Below are 15,195 nucleotides of genomic sequence, written 5' to 3'. Positions count from 1 at the left end.
ACGGAGCTGGTAAAAAGGGCATTTTGGCGGCTTCAAATGCCCGCCAATCTTTCAAGGTGATGGTACTCAATGCCAAAGAACCGCTTCGCTTCGCGGATCTTTTCGAGCGCCGCAGCCTGCGATTTTTCGTTTCTGCTGCCCCTGGTACCCACTATCAGGACGTTTTTAGGCGTATGCGCGTCGGAAATGAATTCGAACACCTTCGTTTTGTAGCCAAAATATTCCAGTACCAGCGCGCGGATACCATCGGTTACCATTTCCGCCTGTCTTTCCAGGAAAATACCGTGCCGGGTGAGAAAGCTGACGTCGTTTTCCGTCCGGTGCTTTTCGATTTGCCTGCGGATTTGTTTGTGACAGCAGGGCGCCACCACGATCAGGTCGGATTTTGCTTCGATACCTTTGAAAATGGCGTCGTCGGTGGCCGTGTCGCACGCGTGCAGGGCGATGAGGATATTCGTGCCCGTCGCGTCGAATTGGTCGATCGTGCCTTCCCGGAACGACAATCCTGCGAACCCGGCATTTTGAGCGATCTGGTTGCATAACGTCACCAAATCTTCTCGGAATTCGATGCCGGTCACTTGCGGATCGAGTTTCAGCACATTTTTGAGGTAATCGTACAACGCGAACGTGAGGTAACCTTTGCCTGAGCCCATATCGGCAACGCGTACAGCTTTTCCAGGATCGATCTCCCGGATGAGGCTGCTGAGAATGTCGATGTAATGGTTGATCTGCCGGAATTTGTCCTGCGCATTGTGAAAGACGTTGCCCTGCTGGTCGGTGATTTTCAGATCGAACAGGTAGCCTTTGTCGGCGGGTGAAATAAGCCGGTTCTTATTCTTGTCGTGGCTCAATGCAGGGGCTTCCCGGTTGGCGACGGCTTTTTTCTTCAAAGTTGCCTTCCCGCTGGGGTGCATTTCAAAAAGAATATCCGAATCGGTCGTCTGCAAGGTCGCCACGCGGAATTCCGTCCCGAGCCATTGCTTCAACATTTCGGTAACCTCCTCGAAAGTATGGTTTTTGGTAATGTCGCGCGTTTTGTGGCGATAGGCAAGGCTCAGCCGCGGCTCTTTTTTGATGAGGACTTTTTTGATGTAAACATTTTTCAGGCTTTCATCGGTACCGTGGTAGTTCCCGAGCGAGAGTTTTACAAAGGAGCCGTTGTGCAGGCTGTTTTCGCTCTCGGTGATGAATTCCTGAGCCTTTTCGGTAACATTCATGAGGGTGCTTCAATCTTTTCTATAAGAGGTAACGACCAAAAGCGCCGTTACAGTCTCGATGCGGGCGAATAATCACTTGATGATCACTTTCGGGATCTCTATTTCGACCCGGATGCCGTTCTGTGCCTCGCTGTGGATTTGTATTTTACCGTGCAGACTTTCCACACGGCTCTTGATATTTCTTAGCCCGACGCCCTGCCGGTCGGGATCGATCATGCCCGTACCATTGTCGCTCACCACGAGCATGATCGTCTTCACGTGTTCGGTCAGGTCGACAGACGCTTCGGTGGCGCCGGAATGCTTGATGATGTTGTTGGTCAATTCCAGCACAATGCTGTACAGCTCAAACTCGATCTTGTTGTTGAGCCGGTTATTCATTCCCTTTTGGTTGAAAGCGAATGCAATGTTCTTGTTTTCGTTCAATTTACTGATCAGCCGGTGCAGCGCCATGATCAGCCCGTGCTCTTCCAGTTCGGCCGGCATAAGGTTATGCGAGAGGCTTCTGACCTCCTTATATGCCGCTCCGACCATCTGATGGACGCTTTCGTAGATCTTCTGTTCTTCTGCGGAAAGTACTTTTTTGTCGATACCATATAAGTACCAGTTCAGCGAAGCCAACGTGCCGCCCAAATGGTCGTGCAGCTCTGCCGCAACGCGCTTTCTTTCAATGGTTTGCCCTTCGATCAATGCGGCCTGGATTTCGGCGTTTTTCCTGCGGAGCTTTTTGTTATTAAACCAGAGGAATATGGCGAACAGGATCACAAGGCACGAAAAGCCGATCAGGAAACGCTGTACGGTCTGTTGCTCGCTGATGATCTTCTGCTGGATTTCGGAGTCCATCAGCTTGTTGTCGTGCATGAGCTGGTACATCGTGTACTGCCGCTTGATCGTCTCGTCGTGGATCATCCGGCGTACATAATTGACGGCCTGGCTGTAATCCAGGGCCACATCGTACATTCCCTTAGCCTTGTACGAGCGCGACAGCGTCACGAGCGCCCAGTTCGTTTGCTGGGTCGAGTGGTAAATTTTGGAATAGGCCAATGCCCGCAGGCCCGCTTCGATCGACTGGTCGTACTTTTTCTGGTAATAGTAGGTGTTACTGAGGTCGTTGAGGCAATTCAATTCGCCGTAGCGGTTCTGGATTTTTCGAAACAGGGTAATGCTTTGCAGGAAGTATTTTTCTGCTTCGGCATAGTTGGCCGTACGCACGTGCATGTAGCCGATGCTTTGCAATACCGTGGCGCGGCCCCAGTCGGAGTTCATTTTGTCGAACATTTTATACGATTGCTCGTAAAGCTGCACCGCCCGTTCGTACATATTTTTCTCGCGGTAGCAGTTCCCGAGGTTTTCGATGCTCAACGCAAGCGAGCTGTCGGCTTTCAGGCGGGTGAAAATCTGTACGGCATGCTCGTAGTTGATGCGCGAAGAATCCCACTGGCGGTATTCGGAGTAACTTTCGCCCATGAAACGTTTGCCGTGGGCGGTGAACATCGGCAGGTTCAATTGGGTTGAAAGCGTGAGCGTTTCATTGGAAAGCTCACGCAGAACGTCGTAGCTGCCGTCCAATAAATAGTAGGTACTCAGTAGATTATATGCGAGCAGCTTGCCTTTTCCCCATTGGTGTTTTTGTGAAAGCCTCAGTACGTGTTTGGAGTAAAACATCGACTTCTCAGCATCCTGAAAAAGGTATTCCGAAGCCAATTTGTGGTACTTGTGAATGAGTACCGTGTCTTCGGCAAAACCTTCCTGTGGTTTGGCCTCTACCACCTCTGCACTCCTTTTTGTGCTGTCGGCGCTTCCGCTGGAAGTGCATTGGCTAAAAGAAAGAACATATCCTAACGCGAAAAGGAGAATTAGTTTGTAGAATTCATTCATATGTAACTGATCTCTTGGCTGTTAGGCTCGTAGTGGGTTGTCGAAGGCTGGACTAATAAGGCGCGATTAGTTAACCTTTACTTACAAAAATATTGTCTTTTATGTAATATCGGTAAGGAAGTTCGCGGCCTACATTGATACCGACGCGCGGGCCTGAGATAATCGCTTCGGGCACTGCTACTTGCGGCCGAACGTATAAGGTACTACCGGAGAGTAGAGTTGCATTGTGCTGGTCCCGGCTGATGCCCATGGCCTGAACCAGTTTGCCGGGGCCGCGGCAAAGTTCTTTGAGGGCCACCTTCCCGGATGCGGAAATAATTTGCGTCTTCCCCGGCCGGATCAGTCTGCGCATTTCCATGAGATCGATACCCGCCGTGGGTTGCAATGCGCGAACCAGCACCGCTTCACCGACACCTTCCGCATTACTGACGATGTTGAAGCATTGGTACATGCCGTATATCAGGTACACGTATACGGTACCCGCAATGCCGTACATGGGTTCCGTGCGCGTTGTACGCCGGTTGAATGCATGGCAGGCAGGATCGTCCTGCAAATACGCCTCCGTCTCCACGATAATGCCGCTTGTGAGGCCGTCGGGACTGTCGTGTACCAGCTCGCAGCCCAGAAGCTTCCGGGCCAGCGTGCAGGTATCGTATGCGGAATAAAAAGAAAGGGGAAGCTTCTCTTCGGGCATTAAATGATATTCATTGTTTGCTCCTTGATCTTTTCGAGCTCGTCCTTCATTTGCACCACCAGGTGCTGGATCGTCGCGTCGTTGGCTTTCGAACCGATGGTATTGATTTCCCGGCCGATTTCCTGCGCAATGAAATTCAGCTTCTTACCATTGCTCTCGGAAGCCTTCATTGTTTCGATGAAGTAGGTAAGGTGGTTGGCCAGACGGATTTTCTCTTCCGAAATATCGAATTTCTCAACGTAATAGATCAATTCCTGCTCGAAGCGGTTCGGGTCGAAGTTGTCGTCGGTCAGCAGGTCCCTTACCTGTTTTTCGAGGCGTTCGCGGACTGCAGGAATGCGGGCTTTGTCCTGTTCGGCCACCTGGTCGAGCAGGTTCTGGATCGTTTGAATGTATTCTGCGAACTTATCGGCGGTCATACGGCCTTCCTGCTCGCGGAAAACGGAGCATTTGCGCAGCGCTTCCAGCACAGCCACTTTGATCTGCGCCCAATCGTCTTCCTTGCTGCTATCGTCTACGGTTTCGTTGTTGTAGGCGTTCGGCATCTGCAATGCAATGCGTAGCAGCTCCGTGGAGTCCGGCGCGAAGCCAAGGTCGGTAGCCGTTTGCGACAAATCCTGGTAGTAGGCGCTCACGAGCGCCCTGTTCACGGAAGTCGAGGCGACGGTTTTACCTACCGGCTGAACGGTAAGCGTAAATTCCACCTTACCGCGTTCGAGCGACTGGGTAATGAGGGCGCGGATCTCGATCTCGCGCTCGGAATAGTTGCGCGGCACGCGGCAGTAAATATCCAGGAATTTGGAATTCAATGTCTTGATTTCCACCGTGACATTGATCGATTCGGACTCGATGTTGGATACACCGTATCCGGTCATTGATTTTAACATAAGGATGTGCGTTGGTTCCTTTTACGGAACGGTTGATGCTTGTTTTAACCGCCGACGGCCGACGGCTGAATTTTTTGACCGCCGACCACTGACCGCCGATTTGTTGTTTTTGACCAAGGAAAGAAAATTAGATCGGCGGTCGGCGGTCGGTGGTCGGGCCGAAGGCCCTAGTTAAATCTCTGCTTCCCCCCCGACTTCGCCGGATGCTGGCTTTCCGATGGTTGAGGCTTCGAAATCAATGCATTTTTTTCCATATCTGCATTGAAAATACGGAACCTTGATACGTCGCAGGCCAGGTAAAGTGCTTGCAGCAGCGAGCCGGGTTCGGCGATGTTTTTGCCTGCGATATTATAGGCTGTGCCGTGGTCGGGGGACGTGCGCACGGCGGAAAGTCCGGCGGTGAAATTCACGCCCTCGTTGAATGCCAGTGTTTTGAAAGGGATGAGGCCCTGGTCGTGGTACATCGCGAGCACGGCATCGTATTGGCGGTAGGTACCCGCAGCGAAGAAGCCGTCGGCAGGGAATGGCCCTACTACAAGGTGGCCTTTTTCCTTAAACTGCTTGATCACCGGCTGGATGACTTCGATTTCTTCCGAGCCCAGCAAGCCATTTTCACCAGCGTGCGGATTGAGGCCCAGCACAGCCAGTTTAGGTTTTTTAATACCAAAATCACCTTTCAGCGATTGGAGGATCTGCTCGATTTTCGCTGTAAGTTTTTCCGCGGTGATGTGCTCGCGTACGTTTTGCAGGGGCATATGGCCCGTGAGCACGCCTACGCGAAGGTCGCCCGCGACCATGAACATCAATGCATCGTCCTTCCCGAAAGCCTCCGCGAGGAACTCGGTATGGCCGGGGAATTTGAAATCCTCGTTTTGGATATTGTCCTTGTTGATGGGACCGGTGACGAGCGCCTGGATCCGGCCTTCTTTGAGGTCTTCCACGGCGCGTTTCAGCGATGCGAAGGAGCCCTGGCCGGCTTCCGCGGTGATCTTTCCGGGCTGTATCTCCGTCTGATGGTCGTGCCAGCAGGTAATTACATTCGTCAGTTTATGGTTGGCCTGCTCGGCTTTCTGGATGCCGTGCAGGTTCCAGTCTTTCATTTCAAGCAGGTTGCGGTACTGGTTCAATACTCTCAGGGAGCCGTAGATGATTGGTGTGCACAATTTCGATAACTGGTTCCCTTCTAATGCTTTAAGGATTACTTCCGGGCCAATGCCGTTATAATCGCCTATTGTGATCCCGATTACCGGTTTATCACTCTGTTGTTCGCTCATGTAGGTAAATGCTGTTGTATGTGTTCTGCTGCGTAATTCTGTATTACTTTTGCCGGACGGTTCAACCGGCAAGTTACAAAAAATCCTGTGCTACTATGAAAATCCTGATCGCAGACTCCATGCATCCGTCATTATTCGGCATGCTGGACGAGCAAAAATGGGAATACGATTACCATCCTGAATACAAAAGAGAAGACATAAAGAATGCATTGCCGGGCTACGACGTGCTAATGATCCGCAGCAAGACCTTCCTCGACCGCGAAATGCTGGAAAATGCCCAAAAACTGCGTTTTATCGCTCGCGCAGGGGCGGGTCTGGACCTGATCGACCTGGAAGTGGCCAAAGCGCTGAACATCGAGGTTTTTCACGCGGGTGCCGGCAATCGTGACGCCGTGGCCGAACAGGCATTGGGCATGTTGCTCGCGCTTTTCAACAACATCCTGCGCGCCGACAGGCAGGTACGCGACGGTATCTGGGACCGCGAAGGCAATAGGGGAGTGGAGCTGATGGGTAAAACTGTGGGGTTGATCGGCTACGGGAACAATGGCTCGGCTACTGCGAAGAGACTCAGCGGTTTCGGTTGCAAAGTGCTTGCGTATGACAAGTACCGTGACAACTACGGCGATGCATTTGCAACGGAATCGTCCATTGAGGAAATACAGCAAGAAGCAGACGTTCTGAGCCTGCATATTCCGTTGACCGACATTACGCGTTACCTGGTGAATGAAGAATTTATCAGCGCTTTTGCCAAGCCATTTTATTTAATGAATTTATCCAGAGGTGAAGTGGTAAAATTAAAGGCTGTAACCGAAGCATTGGAAAACGGTAAAATCAAAGGCGCGTGCCTGGATGTGCTTGAAAACGAAAAGATCGGAAAGCTGACGCCGGAACAGCAGGAAGTTTTTGATTATTTGCGGGCTTCCGACCGCGTGGTACTTACGCCGCACATTGCAGGCTGGACGCATGAAAGTTATGTGCGGATCAATGAAGTATTGGTCGAACAAATTCAAAACCGTCTATAAACAAATATGCCGACCAATGGTCGGCACGTTTGCATCTATTAGCCATGAAAAATAAAATACTTACTTGCCAAGTGTACCGCGAAGCGCACGTGGGATTTCAACTGATGCGATCGGGTTGCTTGCCGCTGTCAATATAACAAAATTTTCAGCCTTCAGTGCACCAACCTTCACAGATTTTCCTAAATCCAGTTCAGTTACATCAACATTTACATAGTCAGGGATGTTCTCCGCAAGACCCTGTACGCGCAATTTACGCAATTTTTGGTTCATTTTACCACCTTTCATAACGCCGGCAGATGTACCTGTTAATTTAATAGGTACTTCCACTTTAATTTCTTTTCCGGCTACGATTTGCAGAAAATCCGCGTGGATCAACGCATCGTTTACTGGGTGGAATTGTTTTTCCTGAAGAATCGCGTTGTACTCGGTACCTTCGATGTTCAGGGTAACGTTAAAAATATCCGGTGTGAAAAGCAATTCACGGAACAACATAGCCGGTGCATAGAAATGCACTTGTTCGTCACCTCCGTACAGCACTGATGGAACATAACCCTGAGCGCGCAAGTTTTGTGATTCCACCTTGCCGAGATTCGCTCTTTTAAACCCTACAATCTCAAGACTTTTCATAAGAATTTTTAAAAGAAAGTTAAATAAAAGAAAATTTACTGATTATTTATAAACAATGAACTAATAGATTCGTGATCGCGGATCCGACCTATTGCCTTTGCAAAAATTTCTGCAACAGACAGTACGCGGATTTTTTCATTCTGTTGCTTAAGAGGAATTGTATCTGTTACAATCAGCTCTTCGAGCACCGAATTGGCAATGTTTTCATGCGCCTTGCCCGACATGATCGCGTGGGTACTGATCGCCCGCACGGACGATGCACCCTTTTCCATGATAATCTCGGCTGCCTTGCAAAGCGTGCCACCCGTATCGATCAGGTCGTCTACCAGTACTACATCCATCCCTTCCACATCTCCGATTACCTGCATGCTGGCGATTTCGTTGGCGCGTTTCCGGTGCTTGTCGCAAAGGATCATATCCGCATTCAGGAACTTGGCAAAGTTCCGTGCACGTGCGGCGCCGCCTACGTCGGGCGATGCGATGAGAAGATTTTTGAGGTTCAGGGATTTGATATAAGGAACAAAAATCGAGGTTCCTTCGAGGTGGTCGACAGGCAGGTCTAAAAAGCCTTGGATCTGTCCGGCGTGTAAATCTATGGTCATTACGCGGTCAACTCCCACAGCTGTGAGGAGGTTCGCAACGACTTTCGCTGCGATGGCCACGCGTGGCTTGTCTTTTCTGTCTTGTCTGGCGTAGCCGAAATAGGGGATTACCACCGTCACATAATGCGCCGAAGCACGACGGGCCGCATCCACCATGAGCAGCAACTCCATCAGGTTATCGGCAGGAGGGAATGTAGATTGGATCAAAAACACATCGCAACCCCTGATCGACTCCTCGAAACTTGGTGATAGCTCTCCGTCGCTGAACTTGCGCAACGTGTAGCCTCCAAGCTCCTTACCATAATACCTGGCAATGTCTTTGGCCAAATATTCGGACTGACTCCCCGAAAATATTTTTACTGTATTGAATGAACCCATGGCCAAACTAAAATTTGCGCAAAATTAAATAAAACCGGTTAATTAAGATAGTATCTTTTTAAAAAAATATAATAAAGCTGCACAAAGCAGTACCCGACGAGCAGTCCAACCAGCGCTCCGACAAGGATATCGAGCGGGTAATGCACCCCTACATATACGCGGCTATATGCGTAAATGAGCGCCCAGACGAACAAAAATGCCATTTGCGGCACCGTCTTTCTCAACAAGCTGAACCAGGCGATCGCCAATGCAAAACTGGTGGACGCGTGTGACGACGCGAAGCCGTACAAACCCCCACAATCCGTCACATGGTGCATGACGGTCGTAATTGTCGGATCATGACAGGGCCTTAACCTCAGAAAATAGGGCTTCATAAACCCGGACGTTACCTTATCGGCTGCTGCGACCGCGAGCACCACGCCGATCACGATGAATCCGCCTTTTTTCCATCCTTCTGCTCTGATTGTCAACGTGATGAGCAGTATATACAGCGGAATCCAGGTGTATTTATAGGTAATCCAGTACATTACCGTGTCGAGCCAGGGTGTGTGCAGGCCATTGAGCCATAAAAAAAGCTCCTGGTCGGCGCGGACTATGCTATGTACCGCATCCGTCATGAACTGAAACCGAGCACTTTCCGCACCTTGCCGATCGTATCCTGCGCAATGTCGCGGGCTTTGGCTTCGCCTTCGACGAGAATGCCTTCGAGCTCTTCGGTATTTTCCATATAATAATTGAAAATGCGCCGCGGCTCAGCAAACACTTCCAGAAAGCATTCGAATAGCGCCTGTTTGGCGTGGCCATAGCCATAGCCGCCATTCACGTAGTTCTGGCGCATCGATTCAATTTCCGCTTCCTTGGCCACCAGGCTGTATAGCTGGAATGTAATGTCGTTATCGGGGTCTTTCGGATCTTCGAGTTGTTTCGAGTCGGATAGGATCTTTTTCGTGATCTTTTTCAACTCGTTTTCGGGCAGAAAAATATCGATGTAGTTGTGGTACGACTTGCTCATTTTCTGGCCGTCGATGCCGGGGATCGTCATAATGCGCTCGTCGATCTGCGGCTCGGGCAGTACGAGGATTTCTTCACCGGCCAGGATATTGAAGCGGTTGGCAATGTCTTTCGACATTTCAAGGTGCTGCTTCTGGTCTTTGCCTACCGGGATGATGTTAGCATTATATAGCAGAATATCAGCCGCTTGGAGCACGGGATAGGTAAACAGTCCCGCATTCACATCCGACAGCTTCTCCGACTTGTCTTTGAAAGAAGTCGCATTGGCCAGCATCGGGAACGGCGTGAAGCAGTTGAGGTACCAGTTAAGCTCCGTATGCTCCTGCACCCGCGACTGACGCCAGAATACATTTTTTTTGTAGTCGAATCCGAATGCAAGCCACGTCGCGGCAATTGCACGCACATATTCACCGCGTTCCACGCCATTTTTCAGCGTTGTAAGCGAATGGAGGTCGGCAATGAAGAAAAAAGATTCGTTTTGTGGATTTTTAGAGAGTTCGATCGCAGGTTTGATGGCTCCCAGGATGTTACCCAGGTGAGGTCGCCCGCTGCTTTGAATGCCTGTTAGGATTCTGGCCATTTATTACTATTGATACTTAGTTACGTGATGTTGGTTTGCGGCGGTTGTCCCAAAAGGAAAGCAGAACAATATGGTCTTTCTTCACTTTATAAAACAATGTGCATTGCTTGGTAACAAACCCCTTTCGTACGCCGGGCCTCGCTCGAGAGGCTTCGTACATGAGCGGAAATACCGATATCTGTTTCAGGACGTCTTTGGTTTTCCTGATAAATTTTCTGACTTCTTTTTCTGACCAGTTGGTTTCCAAGTGTGCAATAATGTCGGTAAAGCTTTTTTCTGCCTCCGCCGTCCAGCGAACAGGCATATTCATAGATACCTGCCGAATTTTTCCATTACCTCCTCGTTAGATTTGGTCTGGCCTGCCTCAGATTGCTTCAAACCTTCGTCGATGCTGTCTTTCACATGGTCAGGGAGCTCATCCCAAAAGTCAGTGTATTCCAACTTTTTCTGGATCGCCTCCCAATCCTTCATAGAGATATAAACACCAGTCCTTTCTCCCTTTTCATTCGACAAATACTGCACATTCATAGCTATCAACAGGTTAGCGTTTTCGGGTAAGCATTAGCCTTTTCTTAATCCCAAAATTCGTTAAATTGAACCAGAAAACGTAGTAAATTTGAATTTTATACCTTCACCAACACGACATGGATTCTAAAACGCTGCACTTTCTCAGTCAATTAGCCGAAAACAATAACAGGGAGTGGTTTCAGGAAAATAAGAAACATTATGAGGCCGCGAAAGCGGATATGGAAAAGCTGGTCGGGTTCCTGATCACCGAGGTAGGCAAGTTCGAAGACCTCGGAAATGTACAAGTGAAGGATTGTATGCTGCGCATTTACCGGGATGTTCGCTTCTCGAAAAACAAAGATCCGTACAAGAAAAATCTGGCTGCGGGCATTGGTCCGGGCGGGAAAAGTTCGGGCAAAATTGATTATTACTTGCAAGTGCAGCCGGGTGACCAAACGTTCCTGGGCGGCGGAATGTGGGAGGTGACCACCGAGCAATTGGCGCGCTTCCGGCAGGAGATCGACTACAATGCGCATGAGCTCAAAACCATTATCGAGGAAAAGGAATTTCACGCCTATTTTCCTGAAATTCACGGCGAAAGCTTGAAAACGGTGCCCAAAGGCTATTCCAAAGAACACCCGGAAATTGAATTGTTGAAACGTAAACAACTTTTCTTTATGCACCGCTATACCGATAAAGAGGTGGCTTCCAAAGACTTCGGTAACCTGGTTTTAAAAGGCATTCAGTTGCTGAAACCCTTTACCGATTATATGAATTATGTATTGTACGAAGAAGCGGAAGAGCATTGACGTGCGAAGTTGATTTGAGAAAGCCGCGATACCCATTACAACCCATTTAATATGCAATTTTCACATTTGCACTGTCACACGCAGTTCTCACTGCTCGATGGTGCTGCCGATATCAAAAAGCTGTTCAAAAAGGCCAAGGAGGACAATATGCCCGCCGTCGCCATCACCGACCATGGTAATATGTTCGGGGTGTTCGAGTTTGTGGCTGAGGGGAACAAGCAGGGCATCAAGCCGGTCGTCGGTTGCGAGTTTTATGTGGTGGAAGACCGGCATGTGCGGCAGTTTACCAAAGACAAAAAGGACGTCCGCTTTCACCAGCTTTTACTTGCCAAGGATGAAATAGGATATAAAAACCTCGTGAAAATGTGCTCGCTGGGCTTCATGGAGGGGATGTATGGGAAATATCCGCGGATCGACAAGGAATTGATCGTCAAATACCATCAGGGTTTGATCGCTACCACTTGCTGTATCGGTGCGATGATCCCGAAAACGATCATTCGCCAGGGTGAGGAGGCTGCGGAGCGCGAGTTTAGATGGTGGCTGGATTTGTTCGGAGATGATTTTTACGTCGAATTGCAGCGTCACGATATTCGTGATCAATACATTGTAAATGAGGTGCTTATTAAGTTTGCGCGGAAATATAATGTGAAGATCATCTGCTCGAACGACTCGCATTATGTGGATCGCGACGATTGGAATGCACACGATATTTTGCTCTGTATCAATACCGGCGATAAGCAAAGCACGCCTTCTGCGAAGGATTTTGATGATGAAAAGGGTATTCCGAAGGGCTCCCGCTTCGCATTTTATAACGACCAGTTCTATTTCAAAAAAACCAGCGAAATGCTGCAACTGTTCAACGACCTGCCCGAGTCGCTGGACAATACGAACGAGATTGTCGACAAAATCAAAACGCTCGATCTCCGGAAAGACATTCTGCTGCCCAACTTCCCTATCCCCGACGAGTTCAAGACGCATACCTTGTCGGAAATGGTGGGTAAAAAGGAGCTTACCGCCGATGTTTTAAACCAATGGGAATACCTGCGGCACCTTACATTCGAGGGCGCGCGGAAGAAATATGACGTCGTAACGCCGGAAATAGAAGAACGCCTAAACTTTGAGCTTGACACGATCCGGAATATGGGTTTTCCGGGTTACTTCCTCATTGTGGCGGATTTTATCGATGCCGGTCGCAAAATGGGCGTTTTCATCGGTCCGGGCCGTGGTTCAGCGGCAGGTTCCGCGGTAGCTTATGCAATAGGGATCACGAACATCGACCCGGTGAAGTACGATCTCCTTTTTGAGCGTTTCCTCAATCCCGACCGTATCTCCATGCCCGATATCGATACCGACTTCGACGATGATGGTCGTCAGAAAGTAATCGATTATGTGGTGAAAAAATACGGCTACAACCAGGTGGCGCAGATTGTGACTTACGGTACCATGGCTGCCAAATCGGCGATCAAGGATGTGGCGCGGGTAATGGACCTGCCATTGCCGGATGCGAACATGCTCGCGAAGCTGGTACCGGATAAGCCGACTTACAATATGACGCTGAACCGCATTTTCACCGCGCCGTTGGAAGGGGAGGGCAGCCTTATGAAAAAAGAAGGTATCTCGCCCGACGAATTGGAGAATGTGAAGCGGATGCGGTCTATTGCCTTAGGTAACGATTTGCAGGCCAGTGTTTTGCAGGAAGCGCGCAGACTCGAAGGTACCGTTCGTAACACAGGTATCCACGCCGCCGGTATCATCATCGCGCCCAGCGATTTAACAGAAATTATCCCCGTAAGTACTTCCAAAGATTCCGACTTTTTGATTACCCAATACCAGGGAAAAATCATCGAGGATGCGGGGGTAATTAAAATGGACTTTTTGGGGCTTCGAAACTTATCCATTATCAAGGAAGCCCTGCGGATGATCAAGAATAATCATGGGGTAGACATTGTCATAGACGATGTGCCTCTCGATGATCCAAAGGTTTTCGAACTGTTCCAGCGCGGCGAGACGAATGCGATATTCCAGTTCGAATCCGACGGGATGAAAAAGTACATGCGCGACCTTATCCCCGACCGTTTCGAGCACTTGATCGCGATGAACGCATTGTATCGCCCGGGCCCGATCGCGTACATTCCTAACTTTATCCGCCGGAAGAACGGGCAGGAGGAAGTGACTTACGACTTGCCTGAATTGGAAGAGTACCTGGCTGATACTTATGGCATTACAGTGTACCAGGAGCAGGTAATGCTTTTGTCGCAGAAGCTGGCAGGCTTTACGAAAGGCCAGGCGGATACGCTGAGGAAAGCTATGGGTAAAAAGCAGATCGAAACGCTGAACAAGCTGAAAGGCGACTTCATGAAAGGCGGTACCGAAAAGGGCCTTGATGCGAAGAAGCTGGAAAAGATCTGGACCGACTGGGAAGCATTTGCGTCGTACGCATTCAACAAATCCCACTCGACCTGCTATGCGTTTGTGGCTTATCAAACGGCTTATTTGAAAGCGCATTACGAGTCGGAATATATGGCGGCGGTATTGACGAGTTCGCTGGGCAGTATCGATAAGATCACGTTCTTCCTGGAAGAATGTAAAAACCTGGGAATTAAAGTATTGGGGCCGGATATCAATGAATCGGAGCGGCAGTTCGGTGTGAATAAAAAGCAGGAAATTCGTTTTGGTCTCGCCGGTGTAAAAGGAAGCGGCGACGCGGCCGTAGAATCGATCATTGAAGAAAGGACCAACAACGGTCCGTTCAAGGATGTATTCGACTTTATGACGCGTGTCAATCTCCGGACGGTGAATAAAAAGACATTGGAAAGCCTCGCATACGCAGGCGCATTCGACTGCTTCCCGGAATACCACCGTGCGCAGTATTTCGCTGTCGAGACAGGTGAAACAGGCACTTTTATCGAAAAACTGATCCGTTACGCCAACAACTATCATGCGGAAAAATCATCGGCACAAGCATCGCTGTTTGGTATGCTTGGAGATAGTGGTTCGACGCTCGCGAAGCCCAAAGCCGCAGAAGTGGGTGAATGGGACGATCTGGCGAAGCTCCGTTACGAGCAGGAGGTGGTAGGTTTCTACATTTCAGGTCACCCGCTGGATACATTCCGGACCGAGCTGGACAATTTCTGCTCTTGTACCGTCAATAAGGTGCTTGAAATCCATGAAGGAGAGCGTGCACCGCGGTTTTATGGCAAGGATATCAATGTGGCGGGGATTGTCACAAGCGCGCAGGAGCGGATGTCGAAAAATGGCAGTCTTTTCATGATTTTCAAGATAGAGGACTACCAGGGTGCAATGGAAATGCTGATCGGAGGAGAGGATTATATTCGATTTAAAAACTACCTGCAAGTGGGCCAGTTCCTGTACATTAAAGGTAAAGTGCAGAACCGCTGGAAACAGGAAGACCAGTTCGAATTCAAGATTTCGCAGATACAACTTCTGCCGGAAATCATGGAAAAGATGTGCAGGAAAATCAAGATCAACCTTACGCTGGATCAGATCGACGCGCAGTTCATTCATGTGCTCAACGACACCTTCGGAAACTACCCAGGCGGGTGCCAGGTGAGCATGACCGTGAAGGACCCTGAAAGCCATTTGGAAGTAGAAATGTTGTCGCGCGGTTACCGCGTATCTCCTAGCAATGAGCTGTTTAAGGTGCTACGGGGTTCCCTGGGCGTGAAATTCTCCCTAAACTGATTTGTATTAA

General features: G+C 49.5%; 14 protein-coding genes. 3 read left to right on the top strand and 11 right to left on the bottom strand.

Going from position 1 to position 15,195, the window contains the following annotated elements:
- Nucleotides 1–32 precede the first annotated feature (32 nt).
- The 5 genes from BLQ88_RS34185 to pdxA form a co-directional block, all read right to left on the bottom strand.
- Nucleotides 33–1,217 carry a class I SAM-dependent methyltransferase gene (locus BLQ88_RS34185; protein ID WP_090157519.1) on the bottom strand — a complete coding sequence of 395 codons (1,185 nt, stop codon included), beginning with the start codon at nt 1,215–1,217 and terminating at the stop codon, nt 33–35.
- Between the two features lie 72 nt (nt 1,218–1,289).
- A complete protein-coding gene (locus BLQ88_RS34180) occupies nt 1,290–3,092 on the bottom strand; it encodes a tetratricopeptide repeat-containing sensor histidine kinase (RefSeq protein ID WP_090157518.1) in 1,803 nt (600 codons plus the stop codon).
- 70 nt (nt 3,093–3,162) lie between these two features.
- A complete protein-coding gene (locus tag BLQ88_RS34175) occupies nt 3,163–3,786 on the bottom strand; it encodes a DNA-3-methyladenine glycosylase (RefSeq protein ID WP_090157517.1) in 624 nt (207 codons plus the stop codon).
- Nucleotides 3,786–4,673 carry a YicC/YloC family endoribonuclease gene (locus tag BLQ88_RS34170; protein ID WP_090157516.1) on the bottom strand — a complete coding sequence of 296 codons (888 nt, stop codon included), beginning with the start codon at nt 4,671–4,673 and terminating at the stop codon, nt 3,786–3,788. Before BLQ88_RS34170 ends, BLQ88_RS34175 begins: the two co-directional genes overlap by 1 nt.
- Before the next feature lie 167 nt (nt 4,674–4,840).
- Entirely contained in the window at nt 4,841–5,947 is a 1,107-nt protein-coding gene (gene pdxA / locus BLQ88_RS34165) for a 4-hydroxythreonine-4-phosphate dehydrogenase PdxA (protein ID WP_090157515.1), read from the bottom strand.
- An 8-nt stretch (nt 5,948–5,955) separates the two neighbouring features.
- On the opposite strand from pdxA, the gene BLQ88_RS34160 reads away from it, so the two are divergent.
- The gene (locus BLQ88_RS34160) at nt 5,956–6,969 is read left to right on the top strand and encodes a 2-hydroxyacid dehydrogenase (RefSeq protein ID WP_090157514.1); all 1,014 of its coding nucleotides are present in this window, start codon (nt 5,956–5,958) and stop codon (nt 6,967–6,969) included.
- Nucleotides 6,970–7,029: 60 nt separating this feature from the next.
- On the opposite strand, the gene BLQ88_RS34155 is transcribed toward BLQ88_RS34160, so the two are convergent.
- From BLQ88_RS34155 to BLQ88_RS34130, 6 genes are read right to left on the bottom strand one after another with little or no spacing between them, the layout of a single operon-like run.
- Nucleotides 7,030–7,596: a 50S ribosomal protein L25/general stress protein Ctc gene (locus tag BLQ88_RS34155; protein WP_090157513.1), complete on the bottom strand. Its 567-nt coding sequence runs from the start codon at nt 7,594–7,596 to the stop codon at nt 7,030–7,032.
- A 35-nt stretch (nt 7,597–7,631) separates the two neighbouring features.
- Nucleotides 7,632–8,576: a ribose-phosphate pyrophosphokinase gene (locus BLQ88_RS34150; protein WP_090157512.1), complete on the bottom strand. Its 945-nt coding sequence runs from the start codon at nt 8,574–8,576 to the stop codon at nt 7,632–7,634.
- 38 nt (nt 8,577–8,614) lie between these two features.
- The gene (locus BLQ88_RS34145) at nt 8,615–9,193 is read right to left on the bottom strand and encodes a phosphatase PAP2 family protein (RefSeq protein ID WP_090157511.1); all 579 of its coding nucleotides are present in this window, start codon (nt 9,191–9,193) and stop codon (nt 8,615–8,617) included.
- Nucleotides 9,190–10,167: a tryptophan--tRNA ligase gene (gene trpS, locus BLQ88_RS34140; protein WP_090157510.1), complete on the bottom strand. Its 978-nt coding sequence runs from the start codon at nt 10,165–10,167 to the stop codon at nt 9,190–9,192. Before trpS ends, BLQ88_RS34145 begins: the two co-directional genes overlap by 4 nt.
- A gap of 16 nt (nt 10,168–10,183) precedes the next feature.
- Nucleotides 10,184–10,477, bottom strand: a complete 294-nt coding sequence (locus BLQ88_RS34135; RefSeq protein ID WP_090157509.1) for a type II toxin-antitoxin system RelE/ParE family toxin — start codon at nt 10,475–10,477, stop codon at nt 10,184–10,186.
- Nucleotides 10,474–10,695 carry a hypothetical protein gene (locus tag BLQ88_RS34130; RefSeq protein ID WP_090157508.1) on the bottom strand — a complete coding sequence of 74 codons (222 nt, stop codon included), beginning with the start codon at nt 10,693–10,695 and terminating at the stop codon, nt 10,474–10,476. Before BLQ88_RS34130 ends, BLQ88_RS34135 begins: the two co-directional genes overlap by 4 nt.
- Nucleotides 10,696–10,811: 116 nt before the next feature.
- Here BLQ88_RS34130 and BLQ88_RS34125 point away from each other — a divergent pair, with 116 nt between their 5' ends.
- Both BLQ88_RS34125 and dnaE read left to right on the top strand, forming a co-directional pair.
- The gene (locus tag BLQ88_RS34125) at nt 10,812–11,483 is read left to right on the top strand and encodes a DUF2461 domain-containing protein (RefSeq protein ID WP_090157507.1); all 672 of its coding nucleotides are present in this window, start codon (nt 10,812–10,814) and stop codon (nt 11,481–11,483) included.
- Between the two features lie 51 nt (nt 11,484–11,534).
- Nucleotides 11,535–15,185 (top strand): DNA polymerase III subunit alpha, encoded by a 3,651-nt coding sequence (gene dnaE / locus BLQ88_RS34120; RefSeq protein WP_090157506.1) that lies wholly within the window; start codon nt 11,535–11,537, stop codon nt 15,183–15,185.
- Nucleotides 15,186–15,195: the final 10 nt, after the last annotated feature.

The organism is Dyadobacter soli, from assembly GCF_900101885.1.
In the GTDB taxonomy this organism is placed as follows: Bacteria; Bacteroidota; Bacteroidia; order Cytophagales; family Spirosomataceae; genus Dyadobacter; species Dyadobacter soli.
This window is presented reverse-complemented; position numbering and strand designations above follow the sequence as displayed.

Coding starts and splice junctions, on each gene's coding strand:
- BLQ88_RS34185 (WP_090157519.1), bottom strand. CDS start 1,217: ATGAATGTTACCGAAAAGGCTCAGGAATTCATCACCGAGAGCGAAAAC.
- BLQ88_RS34180 (WP_090157518.1), bottom strand. CDS start 3,092: ATGAATGAATTCTACAAACTAATTCTCCTTTTCGCGTTAGGATATGTT.
- BLQ88_RS34175 (WP_090157517.1), bottom strand. CDS start 3,786: ATGCCCGAAGAGAAGCTTCCCCTTTCTTTTTATTCCGCATACGATACC.
- BLQ88_RS34170 (WP_090157516.1), bottom strand. CDS start 4,673: ATGTTAAAATCAATGACCGGATACGGTGTATCCAACATCGAGTCCGAA.
- pdxA (WP_090157515.1), bottom strand. CDS start 5,947: ATGAGCGAACAACAGAGTGATAAACCGGTAATCGGGATCACAATAGGC.
- BLQ88_RS34160 (WP_090157514.1), top strand. CDS start 5,956: ATGCTGTTGTATGTGTTCTGCTGCGTAATTCTGTATTACTTTTGCCGG.
- BLQ88_RS34155 (WP_090157513.1), bottom strand. CDS start 7,596: ATGAAAAGTCTTGAGATTGTAGGGTTTAAAAGAGCGAATCTCGGCAAG.
- BLQ88_RS34150 (WP_090157512.1), bottom strand. CDS start 8,576: ATGGGTTCATTCAATACAGTAAAAATATTTTCGGGGAGTCAGTCCGAA.
- BLQ88_RS34145 (WP_090157511.1), bottom strand. CDS start 9,193: ATGACGGATGCGGTACATAGCATAGTCCGCGCCGACCAGGAGCTTTTT.
- trpS (WP_090157510.1), bottom strand. CDS start 10,167: ATGGCCAGAATCCTAACAGGCATTCAAAGCAGCGGGCGACCTCACCTG.
- BLQ88_RS34135 (WP_090157509.1), bottom strand. CDS start 10,477: ATGAATATGCCTGTTCGCTGGACGGCGGAGGCAGAAAAAAGCTTTACC.
- BLQ88_RS34130 (WP_090157508.1), bottom strand. CDS start 10,695: ATGAATGTGCAGTATTTGTCGAATGAAAAGGGAGAAAGGACTGGTGTT.
- BLQ88_RS34125 (WP_090157507.1), top strand. CDS start 10,812: ATGGATTCTAAAACGCTGCACTTTCTCAGTCAATTAGCCGAAAACAAT.
- dnaE (WP_090157506.1), top strand. CDS start 11,535: ATGCAATTTTCACATTTGCACTGTCACACGCAGTTCTCACTGCTCGAT.